This window comes from Actinomadura sp. 3N508 (assembly GCF_044326375.1).
Lineage (GTDB): Bacteria > Actinomycetota > Actinomycetes > Streptosporangiales > Streptosporangiaceae > Spirillospora.
On the sequence record NZ_JBIRAX010000001.1, the window covers coordinates 749,287 to 768,285 of the forward strand.

Genomic DNA, 18,999 nt, shown 5'->3' on the forward strand with positions numbered 1-18,999 from the left:
CCGGCGACGCTGGCCATGGTCGAAACCCAATTGCTGCTGGAGCGGCAGGAACTGGTCGAGGCTTCGACGGCGTCGCTGGCTCGCCGCCGGAGCGAACTCTTCGTCGTCACCGAGATCTATCTGCGCTCGGGTGTGCCGTCACGGGTAGGGGTGGGGTAGGTAGTCGCCGGTGGGAGCGGACGGAGGTAAGGGGGTGCGGGCGCAGGATGAGCGGACCTCCATGTGGTGGAGGCCCGGCGCCACGACGCGCACGACCGATGGGCCGTCGTCTTCTCCGTCGAGTCTCACCCATGCCGCTGACATGCCGGGGGCGGCGGGGGGCGAGGCGACGCGGCCGCCGCCGCGCCCGCGGCCGTCGTCGTGAGTCAGGCGGTCGAGCAGGGCGAAGCGGTCGGGATTGCAGTAGTAGAGAAGATGGTCCTGGAACGTGGTGACGTCGTCCACCCGGCGGTTCCCGTACAGCGCGGCGAGCAGCCGTACCTGGACGGCCTCGGCCAGGGCGTGCCGCAGCCGCTGGGCCGGGTCGTCGTGGGCGCTGAAACCGATCCCGAACGAGTAGGTGGAGGGTCTGCGGGTGAGGACCGCGGCGACCGGTCGTCCGGTCAGGGCCGTGGTCTGGAGCGGCTCGGTGGTCCAGCCTAGCCGGGCGTCGCGTTCCAGGGCCTCGGCGATCTCCGGCGGGATGCCGTCGATCGGCGTGAAGTGGGCCTCGCCCGCCCAGACCCGCATCACGGCGTCGCGCTCCAGCAGTTCGGCGGTGGCATGGCGCACCGCCGACGCGGGGTCCCGCCCGGCGGCGAGGCCAATGGTGGTGATCTCGCTGAGCCGGCCATCGGACGGGACGTCACGGAGGGCGATCAGGGCTTCGGGGATCCAGACGGGCCGCCCGTCGTCCACCGCGGTTCCTCGCGTCCAGGTCAGCGGGCGGTCCGGGGTGTAGTCGGGAAAGGGCCATCGCGCGGGGAAGACGGGACGGCCGATCACGCCCGGCACGTCCAGGACCGGTTCCCCCGCGGCGGCCAGCTCGGCCGCGGTGGCCCGGACGCCGTCCGGGCGCCATCGGCGGGCGGCGACGCGTTCGACCAGCTCGCCGACGCATGCGGTGATCGCTTCGGCGGTGGACGTCGCGCATCCCGCGAACTCGATCGGGCGATCGCCGTCGTCGCGTTCGAGGCTGCCGAGGGCGAGGACGTGGCCGAGGAGCTCCGGGAGGGCGAAGTGGTGGCGCAGGTCGACATCGGCGGGAGGCCGCCACAGCGGGGCCCAGCGGCGGAACTGCTCGTCCAGCTCGGGCCGGACCGCGGCGAGTTGGGCGGGTGTCCCGAAAACGCGCAGCCTGAGGCGTTCCTGCATCGGCGCCCCGTCAGACCGCGGCCGTCACCAGGCCGCGGCCGGCCCAGTCGTCGAGTACGTCGGCCAGGTCTTCGCGGATCCGCGCCGCGTCCCCTTCGTACTCCGCGCCGCAGGCGGCGGCGAGGTCACCCAGCGACCGCGATCCGTCGATGAGCCGCCACAGCAGCGCGGCGGTGCCCTCGAGCACCAGGTACTTTCCGGACGGGGTGGTGAGCAGGATCTGCTCCCCGAGGTCGTTGCTCTCGACGTCACCGGCATGGGCGTAGACGGTCATGGGGTGGTTCCTCTACTGGTCTTCTGGAGAAGGCGGGAGGAGATGCGGAAGACGGCTTTCTGCACGAGCAGAAGGGGCAGGACGGCGAACCGGTCCGGCCGCCCTGCGCCCGTGACGGCGCGATCGGCCGCCGCGACGAGCCGTCCCGCGAGGTGAGCCGGCCGGGTCCCGAGGTCGACGGTGCGGCCGTGCGCCGTGCGCAGGCCGATGACAGTGCCCAGCACATCGTCGATCGAGACCCAGAAGTAGCAGAACGGGTTGTGCGGATCGTAGTTGTCGGCGAACTGGAGGATCTCGGTGCGGCCGTCGGGGGTCGTCCGGACGTCGGCGACCCGGTGCGCGGCGAGCAGGTCCTGGGGAAGCTGGAGGAGGACGACCCGGCCGCGCAGCCCCGCGCCGTGCGGCCGTCCCCAGCGGACGCGCACCCGCGTGCCCTCCTCGAACAGGGGATACATGCTGCGTGAGGTGTCCACGATGGGGACGTCGGTGATCCGTCCCTCGGCGGCGTACCGCTCTCGGAGGACGCGGCGCGCCGTATCACGGGCGGTGCGAACGGACGATGCGGCGGGGGGCGAGGAGTCCTGGCGGAGATAGGCCCAGCGGGTGGGGGCCGGTCCGGCGAAGTGCCGTTTCACCGGGTGCCGTGGGGCCGTCGACAGTACGGCGCCGTCCCAGGGAGCCAGGTCCTGGTGCGCCTCGGGTCCGGTGGAGATCGAGACGGGCCCGAGCAGTCGCGCGAACCCCTCTGCCGCCGTCTCGTACCGGCCGGGTTCAACGGTGCCGTGGAACACGAACTCCGTGGTGGTGCGCTGTTCGAGCATGCCGGGGCCGAGCAGCGAGCGGAGCGCTTTCGCCGGGACCGGGCCGTTCTCGCCGCGCACCGTCGTCACCAGCCGTCCGTGGACGCGTAGCAGCGGCAACGCGCGCCCGCAGGAGCAGGCGCCGGGTTCCTGGAGCGTACCGGCGTCGCCTATCCGGTAGCGCAGGATCGGCATCGCGGTGTTGACCAGATCGGTGACGACAATGGCCCCTGCCCTGCCGTACGGCCGCGGTGCCTCGTCAGGGCCGACGACCTCGACATGAACGAAGTCCGCGTTGACGTGCATGCCCGCGCACCCCGGATAGGAGAAGGCGATCGGCGTCGCCACCTCGGCCGCGCAGTACATCTCCGCCGTCGGCGGCGATGCCCCGTCCGTCGGCCAAGAGTGCGAGACCTCGAACGAGGAGGCCAGTACGCGCACGTCGTTCCAGTCGCGTACCCGGTCGCGGAGCAGCGCGAGAACGTCGGGGCTCGACAGCAGCAGGTCTCCGGCCCCGAGCCGGTGCTCCAGGCGGCGCAGGACGTCCCGGGCTCCCAGCTCGTGGTACCCCACCCGGAGGTCCCGTAGTGCCGCGTTGACCCGGCCGGTTCCGGGCCACGGGGTCACCGCGGTGAGGTCGAAGACGCGGGGCAGGCCGAGCCCGCTGTACCAGCGTGCCTCGCAGGCGCCCTGGTCGGACGGCACGTCGCGGGGACGGAGGATGTGGCTCGGTGCGCCGTTCGTCCCCGAGGTGAATGTCAGGTCCAGCTGCCCGGGATCGGCCGTGGACGCGGCGAGCCGCGCGGTGTGGTGGCGCAGTTCGTCGCGTTCGAGTACGGGCAGGCCGGTCAGGTCGGGCAGGTCGCGCAGCTCGGGGTCGGCGAGCCGGTCCCACCATGGTTCCCGCTGGTAGAACGGCGCCGTCCCGGCCGCGGTCAGGACGACGTCCAGCCGCCGCCGGGCCTCGGCGCGGACCGCGTCGGCGCACCATTGGCGCTGATCGGCGGCCTGCCGGTCGGCCTCGACGACGCGGGGCACGCGGCCGTCTCGGACCAGCGAGAACGCGGCACGCGAGACGAGACCGCCGTATCTGCGCCGGGCGTGACCCCGCCCGGCGCGGGTTCGCTCAAAGCGTTTCTGCGAAGACATCACGCAGCGGATCCCGGTACCGGTCGTCGGCGGGAACACCGAGCAGGAAGGTGCCGACGTGCCCTTCCCGCAACGGATCGATGTTCAATGCGCCGGCGATGAGGGCCTCGCTTCCTCCGCCGATGGCGCAGCCCCCGAGCCCGAGGGCGGTCGCCACCAGATAGAACGTCTGGTAAAGGGCCCCCACGTCCTGGTGCACGATCAGCAGACCGCCATTGTCGTACTTCCACATCGTTCGCCCAAAGACGCTGGTGACCACCAGAAGGACGGCGGGATCGCCTTCCATTAGTTCGGTATGCTCATGAAGGTTGCGCACCGTTTCGAAAAACGACTCGTCGGCCTTGTCGACCTGCTCCAGATGACGCAGGAAAGGGTCGTAACGGTAGACGGCAGGCTCAAGACCGGTGACGTTCAGCGGATATACGTAGGTTTCCAGGGGATGCCGCCCGCCGCCCGACGGATGGGGCCGCCACGACACCCCGCTGCCGAACTTCCGGGCGTCCTGCCGGACCGCGCAGGCCATCTCCAGAAAGCGTCCGAGCATTGCCGCGTCGATGGGCGTGTCACCGAATCTGCGGCATGATCTGCGCTCGGCCAGCACCTGGCTGAACGGGGGATCGTCCGCCGGCTCCGCCACGGGCAGCTCCAGGGACGGCCCCGCGGTGTCCTTGTCCGGTGGTTCCATCAGGTCCCGTGTGGCCTCGCGGTCGGCTACCGGTCGCGCCGTTCTCGTCGTACGCTGGACCACCAGTTCGGCCGCTGACCAGTAATGACGCTCGGGAACCCGGTCATGTGGCACCAGCAGCCGGGCGGCGATGAGGGCGACGACGACAGCGGGCTCGACCCCGGCGCGTACCGCCAGGTCGGCGGCCGTGGCGGGCGCTCCGGCCACGTCCAGGACGCGCAGCGCCTCGACGGTGACCGCGTGTCTGCGGCCGGTCGCCCCATCGGTGGCCACCAGCCGTTGTTCCCGCCATTCCACCACCACATGCGGGGTGCGCACAACGGTAGTCGACGCCACATCACGCTCCTTGGACGATGGCGGAGTAGGGGGCGGTGGGTCACGCCCGTCAACCGCCTATTCGGCGGTCGCGGTCATGCGAAGTCAGTGCAGAACGTGATGACGGCGAAGGCCATGTCAAGTTCGGCTATGCTCTCCAGCTCGGTGATGGACAGTTCACGAATCGTGGGCTTCTCCCAACGCTTCATGAGGCCTCCTTCTGACTACTCACTGTGCAGATGGTTCCGAAAATCCTCTGCCCCGCTACTCCACCGCGATCATAAAACGGAATCAGGTAAATCAGGGGTAAAATCCCGGCGTTCTCAAGTGTTCGCGACTACCGTCCCTGACGGGAGCGAAAATGGGAGGTCAGCGAGTGGTGACAGGAGATACGACCGCATGGCGGGGCGCGATGGTCGACGAACTCAAAGCGTCCGGGGCGGTGCGTTCCCAGTCCGTCGAGGAGGCGATGCGGCAGGTGCCGCGGGAACGGTTCCTGCCCACCGGCCTGCCGCCCGAGGACGCCTACGCCGACCGCGCCGTCACCCTCACCCAGGACGGCCACGGCTTTCCGGCCAGCACCGCGAGCCAGCCGACGATCGTGGCGCGGATGCTGGAGCAGTTGGACGTCCGGCCGGGGCACCGCGTCCTGGAGATCGGCACCGCCGGCGGCTACAACGCCGCGTTGCTGGCGCACCTGGCCGCCCGAGTGGTCTCGCTGGAGATCGATCCCGCGCTCGCCGAGCGGGCGGCGCGGCGGCTGGGCCCGGCGGTCGACGTGCGCGCGGTCGACGGCGCCGGCGGCGCGCCCGACGCCGCCCCGTTCGACCGCATCCAGGCGACCGTGGGCGTATGGGACCTGCCCACCGCCTGGTTCGAGCAGCTCGCGCCGGGCGGCCGGCTGGTCGTCCCGTTGTGGCTGCGACCGGGCCTGGAGGTGAGCGTCGCCTTCGAACGTCACGGCGACGTCCTGCGCGGCCTCAGCTGCGAGCCGTGCGCCTTCCTGCGGTTGCGGGGGGCGCACGCCGGTCCGGACGGCTACCGTCCGCTGGGCGACGGCCACTTCGTCACCGCCGACTTCCTCGACCCGTCGGGCACCGCGCGGCTGGGGCGGCTCCTGAACGAGAAGCCCACGGTCGAGGAGGCCGTGCCCGGCCTGGCGCGCGGCTGGTTCCCCTCGCTGGCGCTGGCGGACGAACGCGCGCTTCAGATCTTCTCCCTGCACCTCGGCCAAACGTCGTCCGGCCTGTACGACCAGCGGGCTGGGGCCCTGGCGGTGATCCGTGACGAGCGGCTCTTCGGATACGGCGACGCCGCCGCCCTATCCGCCGAACTCCGCACCCGCGCGCAGGCAGCTGAACCGCTCGACCCCGCCGACCTGCAGATAACGGCACGCCTGGCCGACACCTCACCGCGCGGGTCCGCCCGGTGGTCGTTGTCGCGCCCGCCCTTCCGGTACGACCTGCAAGTACGTGAGGCGGCACAGTAGGAACGGTCTGCACCCAGCACTCGCTCCGCTCAAACCGATCTGCGATTGCCCTCCCGGGCGAAAGCACTCCCTGCGCGCTAATCCCCACGGCCAGGAAGCAGAAGGCGCTGGTGTGGACCGCCCCTCGCGTCGACGCCTGGCGCAGGGGCCACCTGGAACGCCTCGCTGAGACCAAGCAGCGTGCCGGTCACCGTCCTGTCAATGTGTTCCGGATCCGCCGGACCCGCCAACCGGCCGAGCAAGTTCATGGTGTGGACACCGGAGCAGACCGGCCGGTTCCTGGATCGCATGTCGGGCGTACCAGCGGATGAGCCGCGCGGGATCGACGTCCTGGTCGCCGCGCACCGGTTCGACCACCAGGCGCAGCGGGACGCCCCAGGCGTCGGCGAGCGCGGTCACGTAGCGCCGCCTCAGCCAGGCCATGGTTGCGCACGTCGGGCGGCGTGCCGACCAGGTCGACGGTGACCGGCTCACCGGGGCCCGTCCAGACGAGACGCAGCTCGACATCTGGATGGACGGATTGAAGGTGGGTCACGTCATTGCGGAACCGATCATAGGTCGGCACGTGGGAACGATACCCGAATCGATCTCGGTCAACCGGTAGACCCAGCGGATACGTGCGCGAGTCCCGAACAAGTCCGGGGCTCGCACTGAAGGGTCGGAGGATGGTGGCGGAGCCGGCGTTGACCGAACTGGTGGCCGGCGGCTGCACCCGCCATCGCGGCCTCTGCACTCCCGGCGACGGCATTGGACACCGCATCGCCCAGATCACCGACCCGTTCGGCAACATCATCGGACTCGACGGCCCCCGACCCAGGTGAGGAGACCGTGCGGCACCGGCCCCTCACCCGCTCATCCACGCCGGTCCCGGCCCCACACGGTTGAAGTTCCGAGCGAGGATTTCCGGTCGGCACGCTTGCGCGCTGGTCCGTTGGCCGATTCGGCGATCAGGGAATGATGACCTCGGTTGAGGAGACGACACGAACTGACGTGACGAGGATCCCCTCGCGCTTGCAGCGCTCCAAGACGTAATCCCGCAGCGACGGGCTCAGATCCTCCAGGTGGTTTCGGCTCTCGACAGGGCCGTTCTTTGACGTACGCCGTCTCTTAGAAGTCAACTCGATGATCGCCTCAATGGCAGAAGAAGTAATCCGAACGCTGTCACGTAAAGTATCCGTGTACCTACGATGTCCCGGCCGATACATCGCGTCGTCCCACGTCACCCCAAGATACCCCAGCACGAACGGCCAGCTTGGCCGCCTTGCCTTGCCCAGTCACACTGCCTCCCCGCAGGGCCACCACAGTGTCGGACCCGAGTGAACTCCGCCAAGTCGAACGAGCTCGGCAAGCGGATGACAGAGCCAGGCCTCCGCACGACGGGGGATGCCTCGGTCCAGGCAGCGCCTGCTGGTAGGCGGCCTGCACGGCGGCCAGGTTCCCGCCAGATCTCCTTGCACACTGCACGACGCCGAACGGATCCGCGACATCGTCTCCGACCTGCTGGAACTGGCCCGGCTGGAGGCCAACACCCATTGCAACGCAGCGGGTCGACCTGGCGCAGCTCGTCTGGACCGAGATCGCCCGCCGCACCGAGGGCTACCGGCTCCCGGACGTGTCCGTCGCCGTCGACGCCAAGGCCGGCGTTACCGTGGACGCCTCATCCGTCCGGCTGACGCGCTTGTTGAACAATCTGCTCGACAACGCTGAACGCCACACCGGACCCGCATCCACGTCACGGTCCCCCGGGAACACGACTGCTGGCTGAATGTCCAGCTCACTTTCCCTGCTGAGGCTCGGCAACCCGCCTCCGCCCCCTCAACGAGCGCCTCGCTCTCGCACCGGGGTCATCCGTGCCGTTAGTGAACGCGCTGCTGACCGAGCGTCGCGGAAGACGAGAGCTCGATCATCTCTCGAAACGTCCAGGAAAGGCGGCAACCGATGTCCGGCCCACCTCCCGCACTACCCCCACCCAGAGCGCATGACGCTAACGCCCTCTCGATATGCGCAGGTGAACAGGGCCGTACCGACCATCTCCATGAGCATGAAAAGGGACGCCGAGGCCGTCGTGCCGTCCTATCCCCCTAAGGTCATGCAATCTTCGAGGGCACCAACCAGATCCAGCGTCTTGTCATCTCCCGCCACCTCGCCCGCTGAGCAGTCCGTCTACCCGGGCCCCGCCCGCAGCCGGCGGCTCGCCACAATGGGAGGCGCCGACCCATCTGCGGATCGCTTGCGGGCCGGGCGGCAGCGGTGTGCCTTGTGTCCGCAGAAGCTGTGTGCGGCCCGTCCCGTTCCCGATCGTCGAAAGCGAGGCACGGCATGCCGCGTGAATCCCTCCCGACACGTCATGTGGCACCTACGGCTTGGCCGGCGAGGTGATCGGCGATCCGGCCGGGGCCGCAGAGTCCGGCACCCTCGCGTAGTCGGGCAGCTCGACGCCGTTGATCGCGCGCCCGACCAGCTCGGTGAACCACTCGCCGGCGAAATCGGGGCGCGGCTCGGCGTCCGCCCCGGGGACGTCGCGGCTGCGGGCGTTCAACCGGCCGATCTCCTGGTTGGCCTCGACGAACGAGCGCATCCGCGCCTCGTAGCGGGCGAACCCGGCGGCGGGGTCCCATCCGGCGGCGGCCAGCTCTCCGGCCATCACGTAGGCGCCGACCAGCGCCAGCCCGGTGCCCTGCCCCGACATCGGCGAAGAGCTGAACGCCGCATCCCCCAGCAGCCCTACCCGTCCACTCGACCAGCGGTCCATCACCACCTGGGCGACCTGGTCGAGGTAGAAGTCCGGGGTGTCGTCCAGGCGCGCGAGGACGCCCGGGGTCAACCAGCCCAGGCCCGCCATCCGCTCACGCAGCAGAACCTTCTGAGCCGCGACGTCACGGTGGTCGACGTCGAAGTCGGCCGCGGCGAAGTAGAACATCGCCATCGCCCGGGTGGCGTCCTGGAAGGGCCGCAGGAGGACAGAGCGCCCGGACTCCGGGTCCTGGTGCTCCAGCAGCCAGCGGTCCAGCCCGAACTCGTTGGGCACACTGTAGAAGGCCAGCACGTGCCCGAGGTGGCGCAGGAAACGCTCATGCGGCCCGAAGACCATCGCTCGCAGCTCCGAGTGCAGCCCGTCGGCCCCGACCACCAGGTCGAAGCGCCGCCGGTCGCCGCCCGCGAAGACCACGCCGACCCCGTCCGCGTCCTGGACGAGCCCGGCGATCCGGTCGCCGAAGACGTACTCGACGCCGTCGCGGGTGTCGTCATAGAGCACCTGGGACAGGTCCCCGCGCAGGATCTCGATGTCCGCGATGAACCCGTCGCCGCCGTCGTCGTCGGCACGGAAGGTCTCCAGCACCTGCCCGTCCGCGTCCACGGTGTGCGCGCCTGCGGTGTCGGTGCACGCCGCGCGCACCGCCGCGTCCAGCCCCATGCGCCCGATGACCTCTCTGGCGACCCCGCGCGCGTCCACCGCCTGCCCACCGCGACGCAGCTCAGGAGCCCGCTCCACCACGGTCACCTCGGCCCCCCACCGGCGCAGCCAGTGGGCCAGCGCGGGTCCCGCGATGCTCGCCCCCGCCACCAACACCCGGGGACCACTCACCCGCGTACCCTGCTCGCCAGTCCGAATGGTGTGCTCCTGCTGGGAGTCGCCGCTCATCACTGCCTCCATGTGCATCCCCCCGCGCTGTCTCCAGCACAGGCCCAACGCTGTCGGTGTCCAGCCGTATCGACCACGTATCCCCACAAAACTCATCGGCACGACCGAAATCGTCCACGCTCCCGCACACACCCTGAACTCGGCATGAGCGGACGTTGTCACCCATCCACATGCGCACGTGCCCAGCCAGTGAGCTGTGCTAGTCGAGAGACCGACCACGTGGCGACTACGAGATCCAGCGCGCGGCGACTGCGGCACGGGTACCGCTCCCCATCCTCAGAATGACCGAGTTCCTGCGCAGATGCCTCACTCGAGGGCGGGCCAGGCGTGGGGGTGCGGTTGACCCGTCATCAAGTAGCGGAGTGCGCTCGGCTCACCGGACACCACCGCCCGCACGGGGACCGAGCACGCATACCGAAGTGAGCCGTGCCTTCGCTGGTGTGCGGCGTTGGTGAGCGGTGGGCTGGCGGAGCCGGGCGCCTCGGGCCTCAACAAGGTAGGGCATCGTGCCGCACATCGGGCGCCGTGTGCCTTCGTCGAGCGGCCCGAAGCGACGTACGGGCGCGACCGCGCCCAACGTGTCGAAGCCGGGCATCCCGAGCCCGACCTCGTCCAGACGACGGACGGGCGGTTCGTCCTCCTCGAGGACCGCGTCGACCTGCAGCCAGTCGCTGACCAGCAGTGTCACCGGGCGCGGGTGCTCCTGACAAGCGTTCATATCGACGTTTCTGCCCCGGGGCGGCCCCCACCGTAGTGCTGGAGGTCAACGCGACGAGCGTGCGCCTGAAGGGGAAAGGGACCTGTCTCCAGTTGCGCCCCAAAACCGAGGCGGGCTGGCGGGTGATCGCGCTCCCGCCGCACCTGGTGGAGCTGTGCCGACGCCGCATGGCGATGTCGTGGCCGCACGGCGACCGGCAGATCACGGTCATCGGCGAGGACGACGAGGAGACCCAGCGCCCTGCCGGGGACGACGAGCTACTGTTCCCGGGCCTGTTCGGCGGGATGCGGAATCCGTCCAACGCCAACCGGGACGTCAAGGAGGTACTCGCCCGCATCGACGCCGAGCGGTTCGGATGGGTCACTTCGCACACGTTCCGGAAGACCGTCGCCACCCGGCTCGACGAGGCCAGCCTGAGTGCCCGCGCGATCGCCGACCACCTCGGGGATGCCAAGCCGAGCATGACGCAGGACGTCTACATGGGGCGCGGCGTGGCTTCCGCCCGGGCGGCTGAGATCCTCGCCAGCGAACGCGCGTAAATCGGGAGTATTCGGGACTGCAACGCGGAAGCCGCCGACCAGAACTCGTCTGATCAGCGGCTTCGTATGCCGTGGAGGTGGCGGGAATCGAACCCGCGTCCTTCGGTGATGGGTCAGGGCTTCTCCGGGTGCAGCCTGCTTAGCGTTTTCTCAGTCCCGGCGCTCACGCAGGCGTGTCGCCGACGGACTCAGTCGCTGTTGGTTGTCCCTACCGGCCCCGCGACCGGGCCGGAAGGTGAAGTCTCCTTACGATGCCAGACCCCGGGGCGGAGACTCACCCGGGCTGACAGAGTTCACTCCTCGCTTAGGCGGCGAGGGCGAACTCGGACTGCTTCGTGTTGGCAGTTATTGGTTTGCTGTCACAGGATTTACGAGGTCACGACAGCAACCCTCGACCCGCTTCCCCTGGCTCTAACGACCGAAGTCGAAGCCGGTCACCCCCATGTTGAGTTGTCAAACGGCCGTCCGGGGACGTCCGCACGATGACGTTACAGGGATAACGCGTGGAAGGGCAACGTGATTCCCGTGGACCCCGGTGGGCGCGAACTGGTCGCGCCCACCGGGGTCGACCGGCAGGGTCGGGCCGGTCCAGACGACAGAGCCTCCCCCGAGACGAGGCTCTGGTCTCATCACGGCGACTGAGTCCGCAACCCCCCAAGCGGAGTCTCAGTCCACCCGTAAAGACGCGTGGGGGGCATGGGTTAGTTGCGCTCGGTGCTTAAAAGGATGACAAAGTCGTCAACCCTCAGCCGCGGCCTGTGGCAGAGCCGGTCAGGAACCTGGCGGCCAGCTGGGGGGTGTTGACGCGGCCCTCGACGGCGATGGCGAAGGCGCGGTCGTTGCTGGAGCCGACGAACCAGGAGACGGTCTTCGTGACGCCGTCCTGCTGGTAGGTGGCGAGCGCGGCGACGCCGACGACGTCGCCGGAGACGCGGGCCTCGCGGGCGTTGCCGACCTTGGCGTTGCGGCCGAGGAGCTTCTTGAGGCTGGCGATGGACTCTGGCCGCAGGTTCTGCGGAGGGGGCGGCGGGACGGCCTTGGGGACGTCCGAGAGGACGTAGGGCGGCCGCCAGGTGCCGTTGTGCGCGGCGGCGGCGACGAGGGCCATGGCGAGGGGGCTCACCTCGACCCTGCCCTCGCCGATCATCGCGGCGGCCTTCTCGCCGTCGTCGGCGGGGGTCGGGACGGAGCCGGCGAACGCCGGGACCTGGAGGCCCCAGTTCTGGCCCAGGCCGAGCTGCCCCGCCTCCTGGACGAGGGTCTGCGCGTCCAGCCTGCTGCTCAGCTGCGCGAAGGCCGTCTTGCAGGACATGGCGAAGTGGTTGGCGAAGGTGCTGGCGGAACGGGCCTTGTTGCTGAACGTCTGATTGCCGACGGTCACCTTGCCGGGGCAGGTCGTCCGCGACAGCTGGTTCATCCCGGCCTGGGAGAACAGGGCCTCGGCGGACACGATCCCGAACGTCAGCCCGGGAGGGTAGTGGCCCTCGAACGCGACGTTCTTGCCCTTCGTCCCGTGGTTGGAGACGGCCAGGACCTCGCCGGTGCTCGGGCGAACGGTGACCATGGACGCCGGGTACGGCAGCCCGGCGAGGGCGAAGTCGGCGCGGCGCTGGACGCCGGGGTCGAGGGTCGTCCGGACGCCCTGCGGCTCCTGGCCGGGCCAGGAGCGCAGCTCCTCGGTGTTCTTGCCGGTCTCGTCCTGCGCGACGACGCGGATGGTGGGTGTCCCGGCGAGGCGGCGCTGCTGGAGGAGCTGGATGCCGCTGACGCCGATGGTGTCGCCCGGCTGGTAGGGGGCGCCGACCTGCTGGAGGCGGTCGGCGGTGGCGGGGCCGAGGCCGCCGATCAGCTCGGGCGCGTACGCGGGCGCGATGGGGGCCTTGATGCCCTGGAACTGGATGCCCGGGACGCGGTTGAGCCGCTGGATCAGCTTGGTGTGCAGGGGGACCTCGAGGGTCAGCAGCGGCAGGAACTCCTGCGGCGGGGCCGACTGGACGCGGCCGAGGAGGCGTTCGGCGTCCAGCCGGCGGCCGCCGTCGATCTTCGTCTGCTTGGCGAGCAGGTCGAGCGTCTTCTGCGGGTCGGCGAGCTGCCCTGGGAACACGCCGACCATGTAGGCGTCGACCTCCCGCAGCATGGGGCGGCCCTGCGTGTCGGTGATGGGCGCCCGCTTGGGTACCTGCGTCACCACGGCGAGCCGCTGGCCGGGTTTCAGCCTCGTGTGGATGATGGACGGGCTCCAGACGACCTTCCACTTGCCGCCGACGCGCTTCAGGTGCATCAGCCCGGGATACTCCCACGGCTGGCCGTTCTCGCCGAGGTCGATCTTCACGGTGAAGCGCGCGTCGGCCTCGTCGCCCTTCTTGACGATCTGGTCGACGTCGCTCCCCTTGACCTGGGTTCCGAGCGACAGCCGCAGGGACGCGGCGTCCAACTGCCGGCGGACGCGGCCGAGCGCGTCCTCGACCTGCCGGCGGTCGATGCCGACGGTCTTGCCGGCGGCCGCCTCGTAGTTGCCGACCTGCCAGGCGATGAGGAAGTCGCGGACGGCGGGCATCGCCGACGGCTCGGCCCAGCAGCCCGTCGTCACGGACGCGACGAGCGCGCCGGAGACCGCGAGGGACGCCGCCCGGCGCCTGCGAGTACGCGCGCCCCGTACCGCGCGCGCGCGGCGCGCAATCCGCCTAGTCATCGGCACCCTTCACCGTCTCCTGAACCGGGCCGCCGTCGCCTTCTGCATCTCCCGCTCGGCTTCGCGTTTTGCGATGGCCTGGCGCTTGTCGTACGCCTTCTTACCACGGGCCAGTCCGATCTCGACCTTCGCCCGCCCGTCCTTGAAATAGAGGGACAGCGGGATCAGCGTCCAGCCCGGCTCCTCCGACTTGGCGATGATCTTCTGGATCTCGCGGCGGTGCAGCAGCAGCTTGCGGCGCCTGCGGGGGGCGTGGTTGGTCCAGGTGCCCTCGGTGTACTCGGGGATGTGGACGTTCTCCAGCCACACCTCCCCGTCCCGCACGTGGGCGAAGCCGTCGGCGAGGGAGGCGCGGCCGGCGCGCAGCGCCTTCACCTCGGTGCCCATCAGCACCATGCCCGCCTCCCACGTGTCGTCGACGTGGTAGTCGTAGCGGGCGCGCTTGTTCTGGGCGATGAGCCTGCGCCCGGTGTCCTTGTCCTTCTTGCGCCCCGTGTCCCGTGCCACGTTCTCAGTCCTCGTCGTTCTCATTGGGTTGCGCGGCGCGCAGGCCGCGCAGCACCGTCCGGGCCCGTCGCTCGGCCTCCTTGGGTGGACGGTCGGCGGAGACCGCCACATCGGGTTCGATCCCGACCCCGTCGAGGTTACGGCCGCTCGGGGTGCGGTAGCGACCGACGGTCAGCTCGATGACCGACCCGTCCGCCAGCCGGATGGGCTCCTGCACCGACCCCTTCCCGTACGTACGCGATCCTATGATCACCGCGCGGTCGCGGTCGCGCAGGGACCCCGCGACGATCTCCGCGGCGCTCGCGGTGCCCGCGTCGACCAGCACGACGAGCGGTGTGCGGCCGTCGCCGGGCAGGGTCACCACCCGGTTCTGGACGGGCCGCCCGCGCGGCTCGTAGGTCACGACGGGCCCGCCGGACAGGAACGCCGACGCCGTCTCGACGGCCTCGTCCAGCAGCCCGCCCGGATTGCCGCGCAGGTCGAGCAGGACACCGCCCGCCGCCGAGCGTCCGGCGGCGGCGCGGACCCGCTGCCCGGTGCCGCGCGTGAACGCGCCGATCCGGATCAGCCGCGCCTGCTCGGGGAGGTCGGTCACGGTGACGTCTCCTGCGGGAACCGGTGTGCGGACGAGGTGGAACCGCTTGGTTCGACGGTCGCGCTCGACGGTGAGTTCGACGGGCTGGTCCGGACGTCCCCGCAGCGCACCGGCGACCCGATCGGCGCCCCAGCCGGCCGTGGACGCGGTCCCGACACCGGTGATGACATCGCCGGGCAGCACCCCGGCGCGGGCGGCGGCGCTGCCCGGCTGGACGCTCGCGACCAGCACGCCCGAGCCCCCGGCAGGGACCTCGGAGTCGCCGCCGAGCCACAGGCCGACGCCGCTGTAGTGGCCGGTCAGGCGTCCTTCGACGTCGTCGTACTCGCGGGCGGAGTAGTACTGCGCCCACCTGTCGCCGAGCCCGCGCAGCATGCCCTCGATGGCGGCGCGGTCGAGTTCGGCGCGGCCGACCGGCTTCGCGGCCTGGCCGCTGATCTTCGCGGCGGCCTCGTCGAGGACGGACCCGCCGCCCGCGACGGCGGTGTGCCGCTCCGTCCCCGAGCCGCTCACCATCCCGAGCCCGTAGGCGCTGAGGATCGCGGCGGCGATGGCGGTGCCCCGCAGCAGCCGCCCGGTCTTCCTGGCATGGGAAGGCCTGTCACGGGGGGTTCGCCGGGGCCGCCCTCCCCGAAGCCCCAGGGACCTTTCCCGGGAGTGTGGGGGGTCGGCCCCCCACCAGAAGCGGGACCGGAGCATGCGGCAAGTGTAGGGCGGCGGACCATGCCGGACCCGGCGCTTCAGCCGGATCCGGTCACGCCGCCGGATCGGCCGCGTCAGATTCTCAAATATCTTCGCAAGGTGAGGAACGATGCGAGGGCACATAGCAGCACGCCGAAGCAGATCGACACGACTATGACGGCGATCACAATGCTCCAGCCGAGCTGGCTGACGAGCTGGACGTCTCCCGCCAATCTGTCGACCAGTAGTTTCTTGCTGAAGATGAGCAGGACGGACGCGAACAGTCCACCGATCAGCCCGGCGATCGCACCCTCCAGGATGAACGGCATCTGGATATAGGTGTTGGACGCGCCGACCAGCCGCATGATGCCCGTCTCCCGGCGCCGGTTGAACGCCGACAGCCGGACCGTGTTGCCGACCAGCATCACCGCCGCGACCACCTGGATCAACGCGATCGTCAGCGCGGCCACCTGGAGGCCGTTCAGGATCCTGAAGAACCGTTTCAGGATCTCCTGTTCATTGATCACGGAGTCGACCCCGGGTTGGCCGAGCATCGCCTGCGCGACCGCCTTGTACTCCTCGGGATTCTTCAGCTTCACCCGGAAGGAGTCGGGGATGTCACCCTCTTTGGTGCTCTGCACGAAGCCCGGCGCGCCGGCGAAGTTGTCCTTGAACCGGGTGTAGGCCTGCTGCTTGCTCTCGTACTCGACGTTCGAGACCTGCGGCATCTTCTCCAGCTGCGCCTTGAGGGTCTGCCGCTGCTGCTCGGTGACGTCCTGCTTCTGGCAGGCCTCGTTGTAGCTCGTCTTGGCGCACAGGAAGATCGAGACCTCGATCTTGTCGTACCAGAAGCTCTTGGACGCCCGGACCTGCTCGCGCAGGAGCAGCCCGGTACCGAAGAGCGCCATGGCGATGGCGACGGTGATGACGAGGGAGATCGTCATCGTCATGTTCCGGCGGAGACCGATCCAGATCTCCTGGAGAACGAACTGTACGCGCATGCCTCGCTGTCCTTGATCGCCTGTGACCCGCCGGAAGCCTGGGCCGTCTCCGTACCGTGGAACGCGGCCGTATGCGGGCGGTTCCTACCTGTGGGCCGACACCGTACTCGGTGTCGTACGACCCGGAAGGAATCGATGGTTCAGATGGATGTGCCGTGGAGGGTCAGTAGGCCTGCCCGTACACGCCGCGGGACTGGTCGCGGACGACACGGCCGTCCTCCAGCTCGACGACGCGCTTGCGGAACGCGTCGACGATCGCGGCGTCGTGGGTGGCCATCACGACGGTGGTGCCGGTCCGGTTGATACGGTCCAGCACCTTCATGATGCCGATCGAGGTCGCGGGGTCGATGTTCCCCGTCGGCTCGTCCGCCAGCAGGATCATCGGCCGGTTGACGAACGCCCGCGCGATCGCGACGCGCTGCTGCTCGCCGCCGGACAGCTCGTCCGGCATCCGGTGGGCCTTGCCCTCAAGGCCGACGAGGTCGATGACCTCGGGGACGACCTTGCCGATGAAACGCCGCGGCTTACCGATCACCTCGAGGGCGAAAGCGACGTTCTCGAAGACGTTCTTGTTGGGGAGAAGGCGGAAGTCCTGGAAGACGCAGCCGATCCTGCGGCGCAGGTGCGGCACCTTCCAGTTGCTCAGCCTGCTCAGGTCCTTGCCCGCCACGTGCACGTGACCCTGGGAAGGACGCTCCTCCTTCAGGATGAGTCGCAGGAAGGTCGACTTGCCGGAGCCGGAGGGCCCCACCAGGAACAGGAACTCGCCCTTCTCGATGGCGACGTTCACGTGCGCCAGGGCGGGCCGGTTCTGGCTCGGGTAGACCTTGGTGACGTTGTCGAAATGGATCACGGCTGCATCACGGCGGTTCAGTCTAGGGGTTGGGGAGCGGCCCGGACCGCGGCCGCGGGCTGCTCGCCCACGGTCTCCGGCCTGCGCCGCCCGGCTTCGCGACCGGGGAGGACGCGGAGCCTTCGAGCAGTGTAGAGGGGAGAGTCAACTGTCTCGTCCCACTCGACGTGGTACGAACGCGCAGGGCCGCCGCATCGCCCGATCAGGCTGCCTTGTCGGATCAGTGCCATGCGAACCGTCTCCCGACGTCCGGTCGTTTCGTACCGTCAAGCTCCCGGACTTGCCGGAACGACCATACAGTCCGGCTAGGCTGGATGATGGAGAAAGATACCTAATAGGTGAACGGACACCCGACAAGCTCGACGGACACCAGACACCTCGACGTTCCCCGCCATGGGGCCGGCGTCCCGTTCTCGGAGATTGGGGCCACGACATGAGCTGCGAACATCTGATCTGCGCTCGGTGCTCGAACCCGGTGGTGGAAGGGCGCTGCGCCACCTGCCGGGAGGCCCGGTCCGAACTGCACCGGCACGGCCCGTCCGTACCGCCCGCCATCGTCCTCGCGGGGCTCGTCGCGCTGCTCTTCGCCGCGCTCGTCCTCCAGCGGGTCTACGGCTAGGAGCGCTCCACACGAGCGAACCTCCTCGCCCGGTGCCCGTGGCTCCCTAGGGTTTCTTGAGCGGCGGGGTGGCGGCCTTGGAGATCGCCCCGTCGTCGGCGATCAGATGCGCCTTCGGCTGCGGCTCGCCCTTCTCGGCCCGCGCCGGGTCGTACGCCGCGAAATGCAGGGTCGTCGCCGTGGTGACCGTGTTGCCCTCGACGGTCCCGTCGAGCAGATGCTCCGCCTCCTCCGGGATCTCCGGCTTCGGCGTCTCCGGGTCTTCGGCGACGAGCGAGGTGTTGCGGAACAGCGAATAGATGATCAGGCCGCCGCCGGACTTCGTCCGCACCCCGAAGTACGGGAAGGGCGTCGCCGTGTAGACGACCTGGAGCGTGAGATCCTGCTGTCTGGCCTTCTTCTTGGCGCGCCTGGCCGCCTTGTAGTAGCCCGTGGTGACCGCGCCGGATTTCATGACCTTCGCGGCCACGCTCCGCCCGCCCTCCGCGGCCATCGTCGCCTGGATGCCGCCGACGTCGCGGGGACGGATCAGCACCGACCTGTCGTCGCTGCTCAGCGGGGTCGCGTAGCCGTCCTTGCCGATCAGGACCGCCGGTTCCTTCGCCTTCGGCTGCAGGAGGGTCGCGATCGTCAGCTTCCAGTCGTCGGACGGGCCGCGCAGCATGAACCCCATCAGCGCCCTGCGCTTGCTCTTTGCCTCGCCTACGACGGACCGGTCGACCGACACAAGGAACCACTGCGGGAAATGGGCGTCCTTCAGCTTCGGGACGTAGAGCTTGGGCTCGCCGTAGACGAAGCGCCGCACCGGGTCGCCGTCGTAGGCGGCCTTGCGGAACTCGGCGGCGGTGAGCAGGGACTGGCCGTCGGACGTCCACGTCAGCGCCAGCCGCTCGTCGCCGGCGGCCCTGGCGACGTCCTCGTCGGTGACGTAGGTACGGAACGCGCGCTCGGCGACCTCCGGCGTCAGCGGGACCGGCTCGGGCGGCGCCGTCGTGGGCATGGCGGCACTCGGCCGCGCCTTGGCCTTGCCCTCGGCGCAGCCCGCGGCCAGCGGCATGACGATGACCATCGCTGCCGCGATCACCC

General features: G+C 69.8%; 18 protein-coding genes and 1 other RNA gene. 5 read left to right on the plus strand and 14 right to left on the minus strand.

What is annotated here, in order from left to right; all coding sequences use genetic code 11:
- Window positions 1-15 precede the first annotated feature (15 nt).
- A complete protein-coding gene (locus tag ACH34S_RS03435; protein WP_395950887.1) occupies window positions 16-159 on the plus strand; it encodes a hypothetical protein in 144 nt (47 codons plus the stop codon).
- On the opposite strand, the gene ACH34S_RS03440 is transcribed toward ACH34S_RS03435, so the two are convergent.
- Genes ACH34S_RS03440 through ACH34S_RS03455 form a run of 4 tightly spaced genes read right to left on the minus strand, consistent with a single transcriptional unit; the run spans window position 139 to window position 4,597 of the window.
- Window positions 139-1,353 carry a YcaO-like family protein gene (locus tag ACH34S_RS03440; protein WP_395950888.1) on the minus strand — a complete coding sequence of 405 codons (1,215 nt, stop codon included), beginning with the start codon at window positions 1,351-1,353 and terminating at the stop codon, window positions 139-141. The genes ACH34S_RS03435 and ACH34S_RS03440 overlap by 21 nt on opposite strands.
- 10 nt (window positions 1,354-1,363) lie before the next feature.
- The gene (locus tag ACH34S_RS03445; RefSeq protein ID WP_395950889.1) at window positions 1,364-1,627 is read right to left on the minus strand and encodes a PqqD family protein; all 264 of its coding nucleotides are present in this window, start codon (window positions 1,625-1,627) and stop codon (window positions 1,364-1,366) included.
- Window positions 1,624-3,576 (minus strand): hypothetical protein, encoded by a 1,953-nt coding sequence (locus ACH34S_RS03450; RefSeq protein ID WP_395950890.1) that lies wholly within the window; start codon window positions 3,574-3,576, stop codon window positions 1,624-1,626. Before ACH34S_RS03450 ends, ACH34S_RS03445 begins: the two co-directional genes overlap by 4 nt.
- Complete coding sequence (locus ACH34S_RS03455; protein WP_395950891.1) at window positions 3,554-4,597, minus strand: SagB family peptide dehydrogenase; 1,044 nt, start codon at window positions 4,595-4,597, stop codon at window positions 3,554-3,556. Before ACH34S_RS03455 ends, ACH34S_RS03450 begins: the two co-directional genes overlap by 23 nt.
- Before the next feature lie 355 nt (window positions 4,598-4,952).
- Between ACH34S_RS03455 and ACH34S_RS03460 the strand changes: the two genes are divergently transcribed.
- The gene (locus tag ACH34S_RS03460) at window positions 4,953-6,065 is read left to right on the plus strand and encodes an rRNA adenine N-6-methyltransferase family protein (protein ID WP_395950892.1); all 1,113 of its coding nucleotides are present in this window, start codon (window positions 4,953-4,955) and stop codon (window positions 6,063-6,065) included.
- A gap of 198 nt (window positions 6,066-6,263) precedes the next feature.
- Here the strand turns inward: ACH34S_RS03460 and ACH34S_RS03465 are convergent, their stop codons facing one another.
- Window positions 6,264-6,464 carry a hypothetical protein gene (locus tag ACH34S_RS03465; protein WP_395950894.1) on the minus strand — a complete coding sequence of 67 codons (201 nt, stop codon included), beginning with the start codon at window positions 6,462-6,464 and terminating at the stop codon, window positions 6,264-6,266.
- A 284-nt stretch (window positions 6,465-6,748) separates the two neighbouring features.
- Here ACH34S_RS03465 and ACH34S_RS03470 point away from each other — a divergent pair, with 284 nt between their 5' ends.
- Complete coding sequence (locus ACH34S_RS03470) at window positions 6,749-6,886, plus strand: hypothetical protein (protein WP_395950895.1); 138 nt, start codon at window positions 6,749-6,751, stop codon at window positions 6,884-6,886.
- A gap of 1,535 nt (window positions 6,887-8,421) precedes the next feature.
- Here ACH34S_RS03470 and ACH34S_RS03475 read toward each other — a convergent pair.
- The gene (locus tag ACH34S_RS03475) at window positions 8,422-9,651 is read right to left on the minus strand and encodes an FAD-dependent monooxygenase (RefSeq protein ID WP_395950896.1); all 1,230 of its coding nucleotides are present in this window, start codon (window positions 9,649-9,651) and stop codon (window positions 8,422-8,424) included.
- A 430-nt stretch (window positions 9,652-10,081) separates the two neighbouring features.
- The gene (locus ACH34S_RS03480; RefSeq protein WP_395950898.1) at window positions 10,082-10,396 is read right to left on the minus strand and encodes a hypothetical protein; all 315 of its coding nucleotides are present in this window, start codon (window positions 10,394-10,396) and stop codon (window positions 10,082-10,084) included.
- Window positions 10,397-10,518: 122 nt separating this feature from the next.
- Here ACH34S_RS03480 and ACH34S_RS03485 point away from each other — a divergent pair, with 122 nt between their 5' ends.
- Window positions 10,519-10,965 (plus strand): tyrosine-type recombinase/integrase, encoded by a 447-nt coding sequence (locus tag ACH34S_RS03485; protein ID WP_395950899.1) that lies wholly within the window; start codon window positions 10,519-10,521, stop codon window positions 10,963-10,965.
- 69 nt (window positions 10,966-11,034) lie between these two features.
- Here the strand turns inward: ACH34S_RS03485 and ssrA are convergent.
- The 6 genes from ssrA to ftsE all read right to left on the minus strand — a co-directional run bounded on the left by ssrA (window position 11,035) and on the right by ftsE (window position 17,294).
- Window positions 11,035-11,407: a transfer-messenger RNA gene (gene ssrA / locus ACH34S_RS03490) on the minus strand.
- Between the two features lie 303 nt (window positions 11,408-11,710).
- A complete protein-coding gene (locus ACH34S_RS03495; protein ID WP_395950901.1) occupies window positions 11,711-13,657 on the minus strand; it encodes a penicillin-binding transpeptidase domain-containing protein in 1,947 nt (648 codons plus the stop codon).
- 9 nt (window positions 13,658-13,666) lie between these two features.
- On the minus strand, window positions 13,667-14,164 hold the full coding sequence (smpB, locus tag ACH34S_RS03500; RefSeq protein ID WP_395950903.1) for an SsrA-binding protein SmpB: 498 nt from the start codon (window positions 14,162-14,164) through the stop codon (window positions 13,667-13,669).
- A 4-nt stretch (window positions 14,165-14,168) separates the two neighbouring features.
- Window positions 14,169-15,458 (minus strand): S41 family peptidase, encoded by a 1,290-nt coding sequence (locus ACH34S_RS03505; RefSeq protein WP_395950904.1) that lies wholly within the window; start codon window positions 15,456-15,458, stop codon window positions 14,169-14,171.
- A 77-nt stretch (window positions 15,459-15,535) separates the two neighbouring features.
- Window positions 15,536-16,441, minus strand: a complete 906-nt coding sequence (gene ftsX, locus ACH34S_RS03510) for a permease-like cell division protein FtsX (RefSeq protein WP_395950905.1) — start codon at window positions 16,439-16,441, stop codon at window positions 15,536-15,538.
- Between the two features lie 163 nt (window positions 16,442-16,604).
- On the minus strand, window positions 16,605-17,294 hold the full coding sequence (gene ftsE / locus ACH34S_RS03515) for a cell division ATP-binding protein FtsE (RefSeq protein WP_117398760.1): 690 nt from the start codon (window positions 17,292-17,294) through the stop codon (window positions 16,605-16,607).
- Between the two features lie 433 nt (window positions 17,295-17,727).
- Between ftsE and ACH34S_RS03520 the strand changes: the two genes are divergently transcribed.
- Window positions 17,728-17,913 carry a hypothetical protein gene (locus ACH34S_RS03520; protein WP_395950906.1) on the plus strand — a complete coding sequence of 62 codons (186 nt, stop codon included), beginning with the start codon at window positions 17,728-17,730 and terminating at the stop codon, window positions 17,911-17,913.
- 46 nt (window positions 17,914-17,959) lie between these two features.
- On the opposite strand, the gene ACH34S_RS03525 is transcribed toward ACH34S_RS03520, so the two are convergent.
- Window positions 17,960-18,997: a hypothetical protein gene (locus tag ACH34S_RS03525; protein WP_395950907.1), complete on the minus strand. Its 1,038-nt coding sequence runs from the start codon at window positions 18,995-18,997 to the stop codon at window positions 17,960-17,962.
- Window positions 18,998-18,999 lie beyond the last annotated feature (2 nt).

Coding starts and splice junctions, on each gene's coding strand:
- ACH34S_RS03435 (WP_395950887.1), top strand. CDS start 16: ATGGTCGAAACCCAATTGCTGCTGGAGCGGCAGGAACTGGTCGAGGCT.
- ACH34S_RS03440 (WP_395950888.1), bottom strand. CDS start 1,353: ATGCAGGAACGCCTCAGGCTGCGCGTTTTCGGGACACCCGCCCAACTC.
- ACH34S_RS03445 (WP_395950889.1), bottom strand. CDS start 1,627: ATGACCGTCTACGCCCATGCCGGTGACGTCGAGAGCAACGACCTCGGG.
- ACH34S_RS03450 (WP_395950890.1), bottom strand. CDS start 3,576: ATGTCTTCGCAGAAACGCTTTGAGCGAACCCGCGCCGGGCGGGGTCAC.
- ACH34S_RS03495 (WP_395950901.1), bottom strand. CDS start 13,657: ATGACTAGGCGGATTGCGCGCCGCGCGCGCGCGGTACGGGGCGCGCGT.
- ACH34S_RS03505 (WP_395950904.1), bottom strand. CDS start 15,458: ATGCTCCGGTCCCGCTTCTGGTGGGGGGCCGACCCCCCACACTCCCGG.
- ftsX (WP_395950905.1), bottom strand. CDS start 16,441: ATGCGCGTACAGTTCGTTCTCCAGGAGATCTGGATCGGTCTCCGCCGG.
- ACH34S_RS03520 (WP_395950906.1), top strand. CDS start 17,728: ATGAGCTGCGAACATCTGATCTGCGCTCGGTGCTCGAACCCGGTGGTG.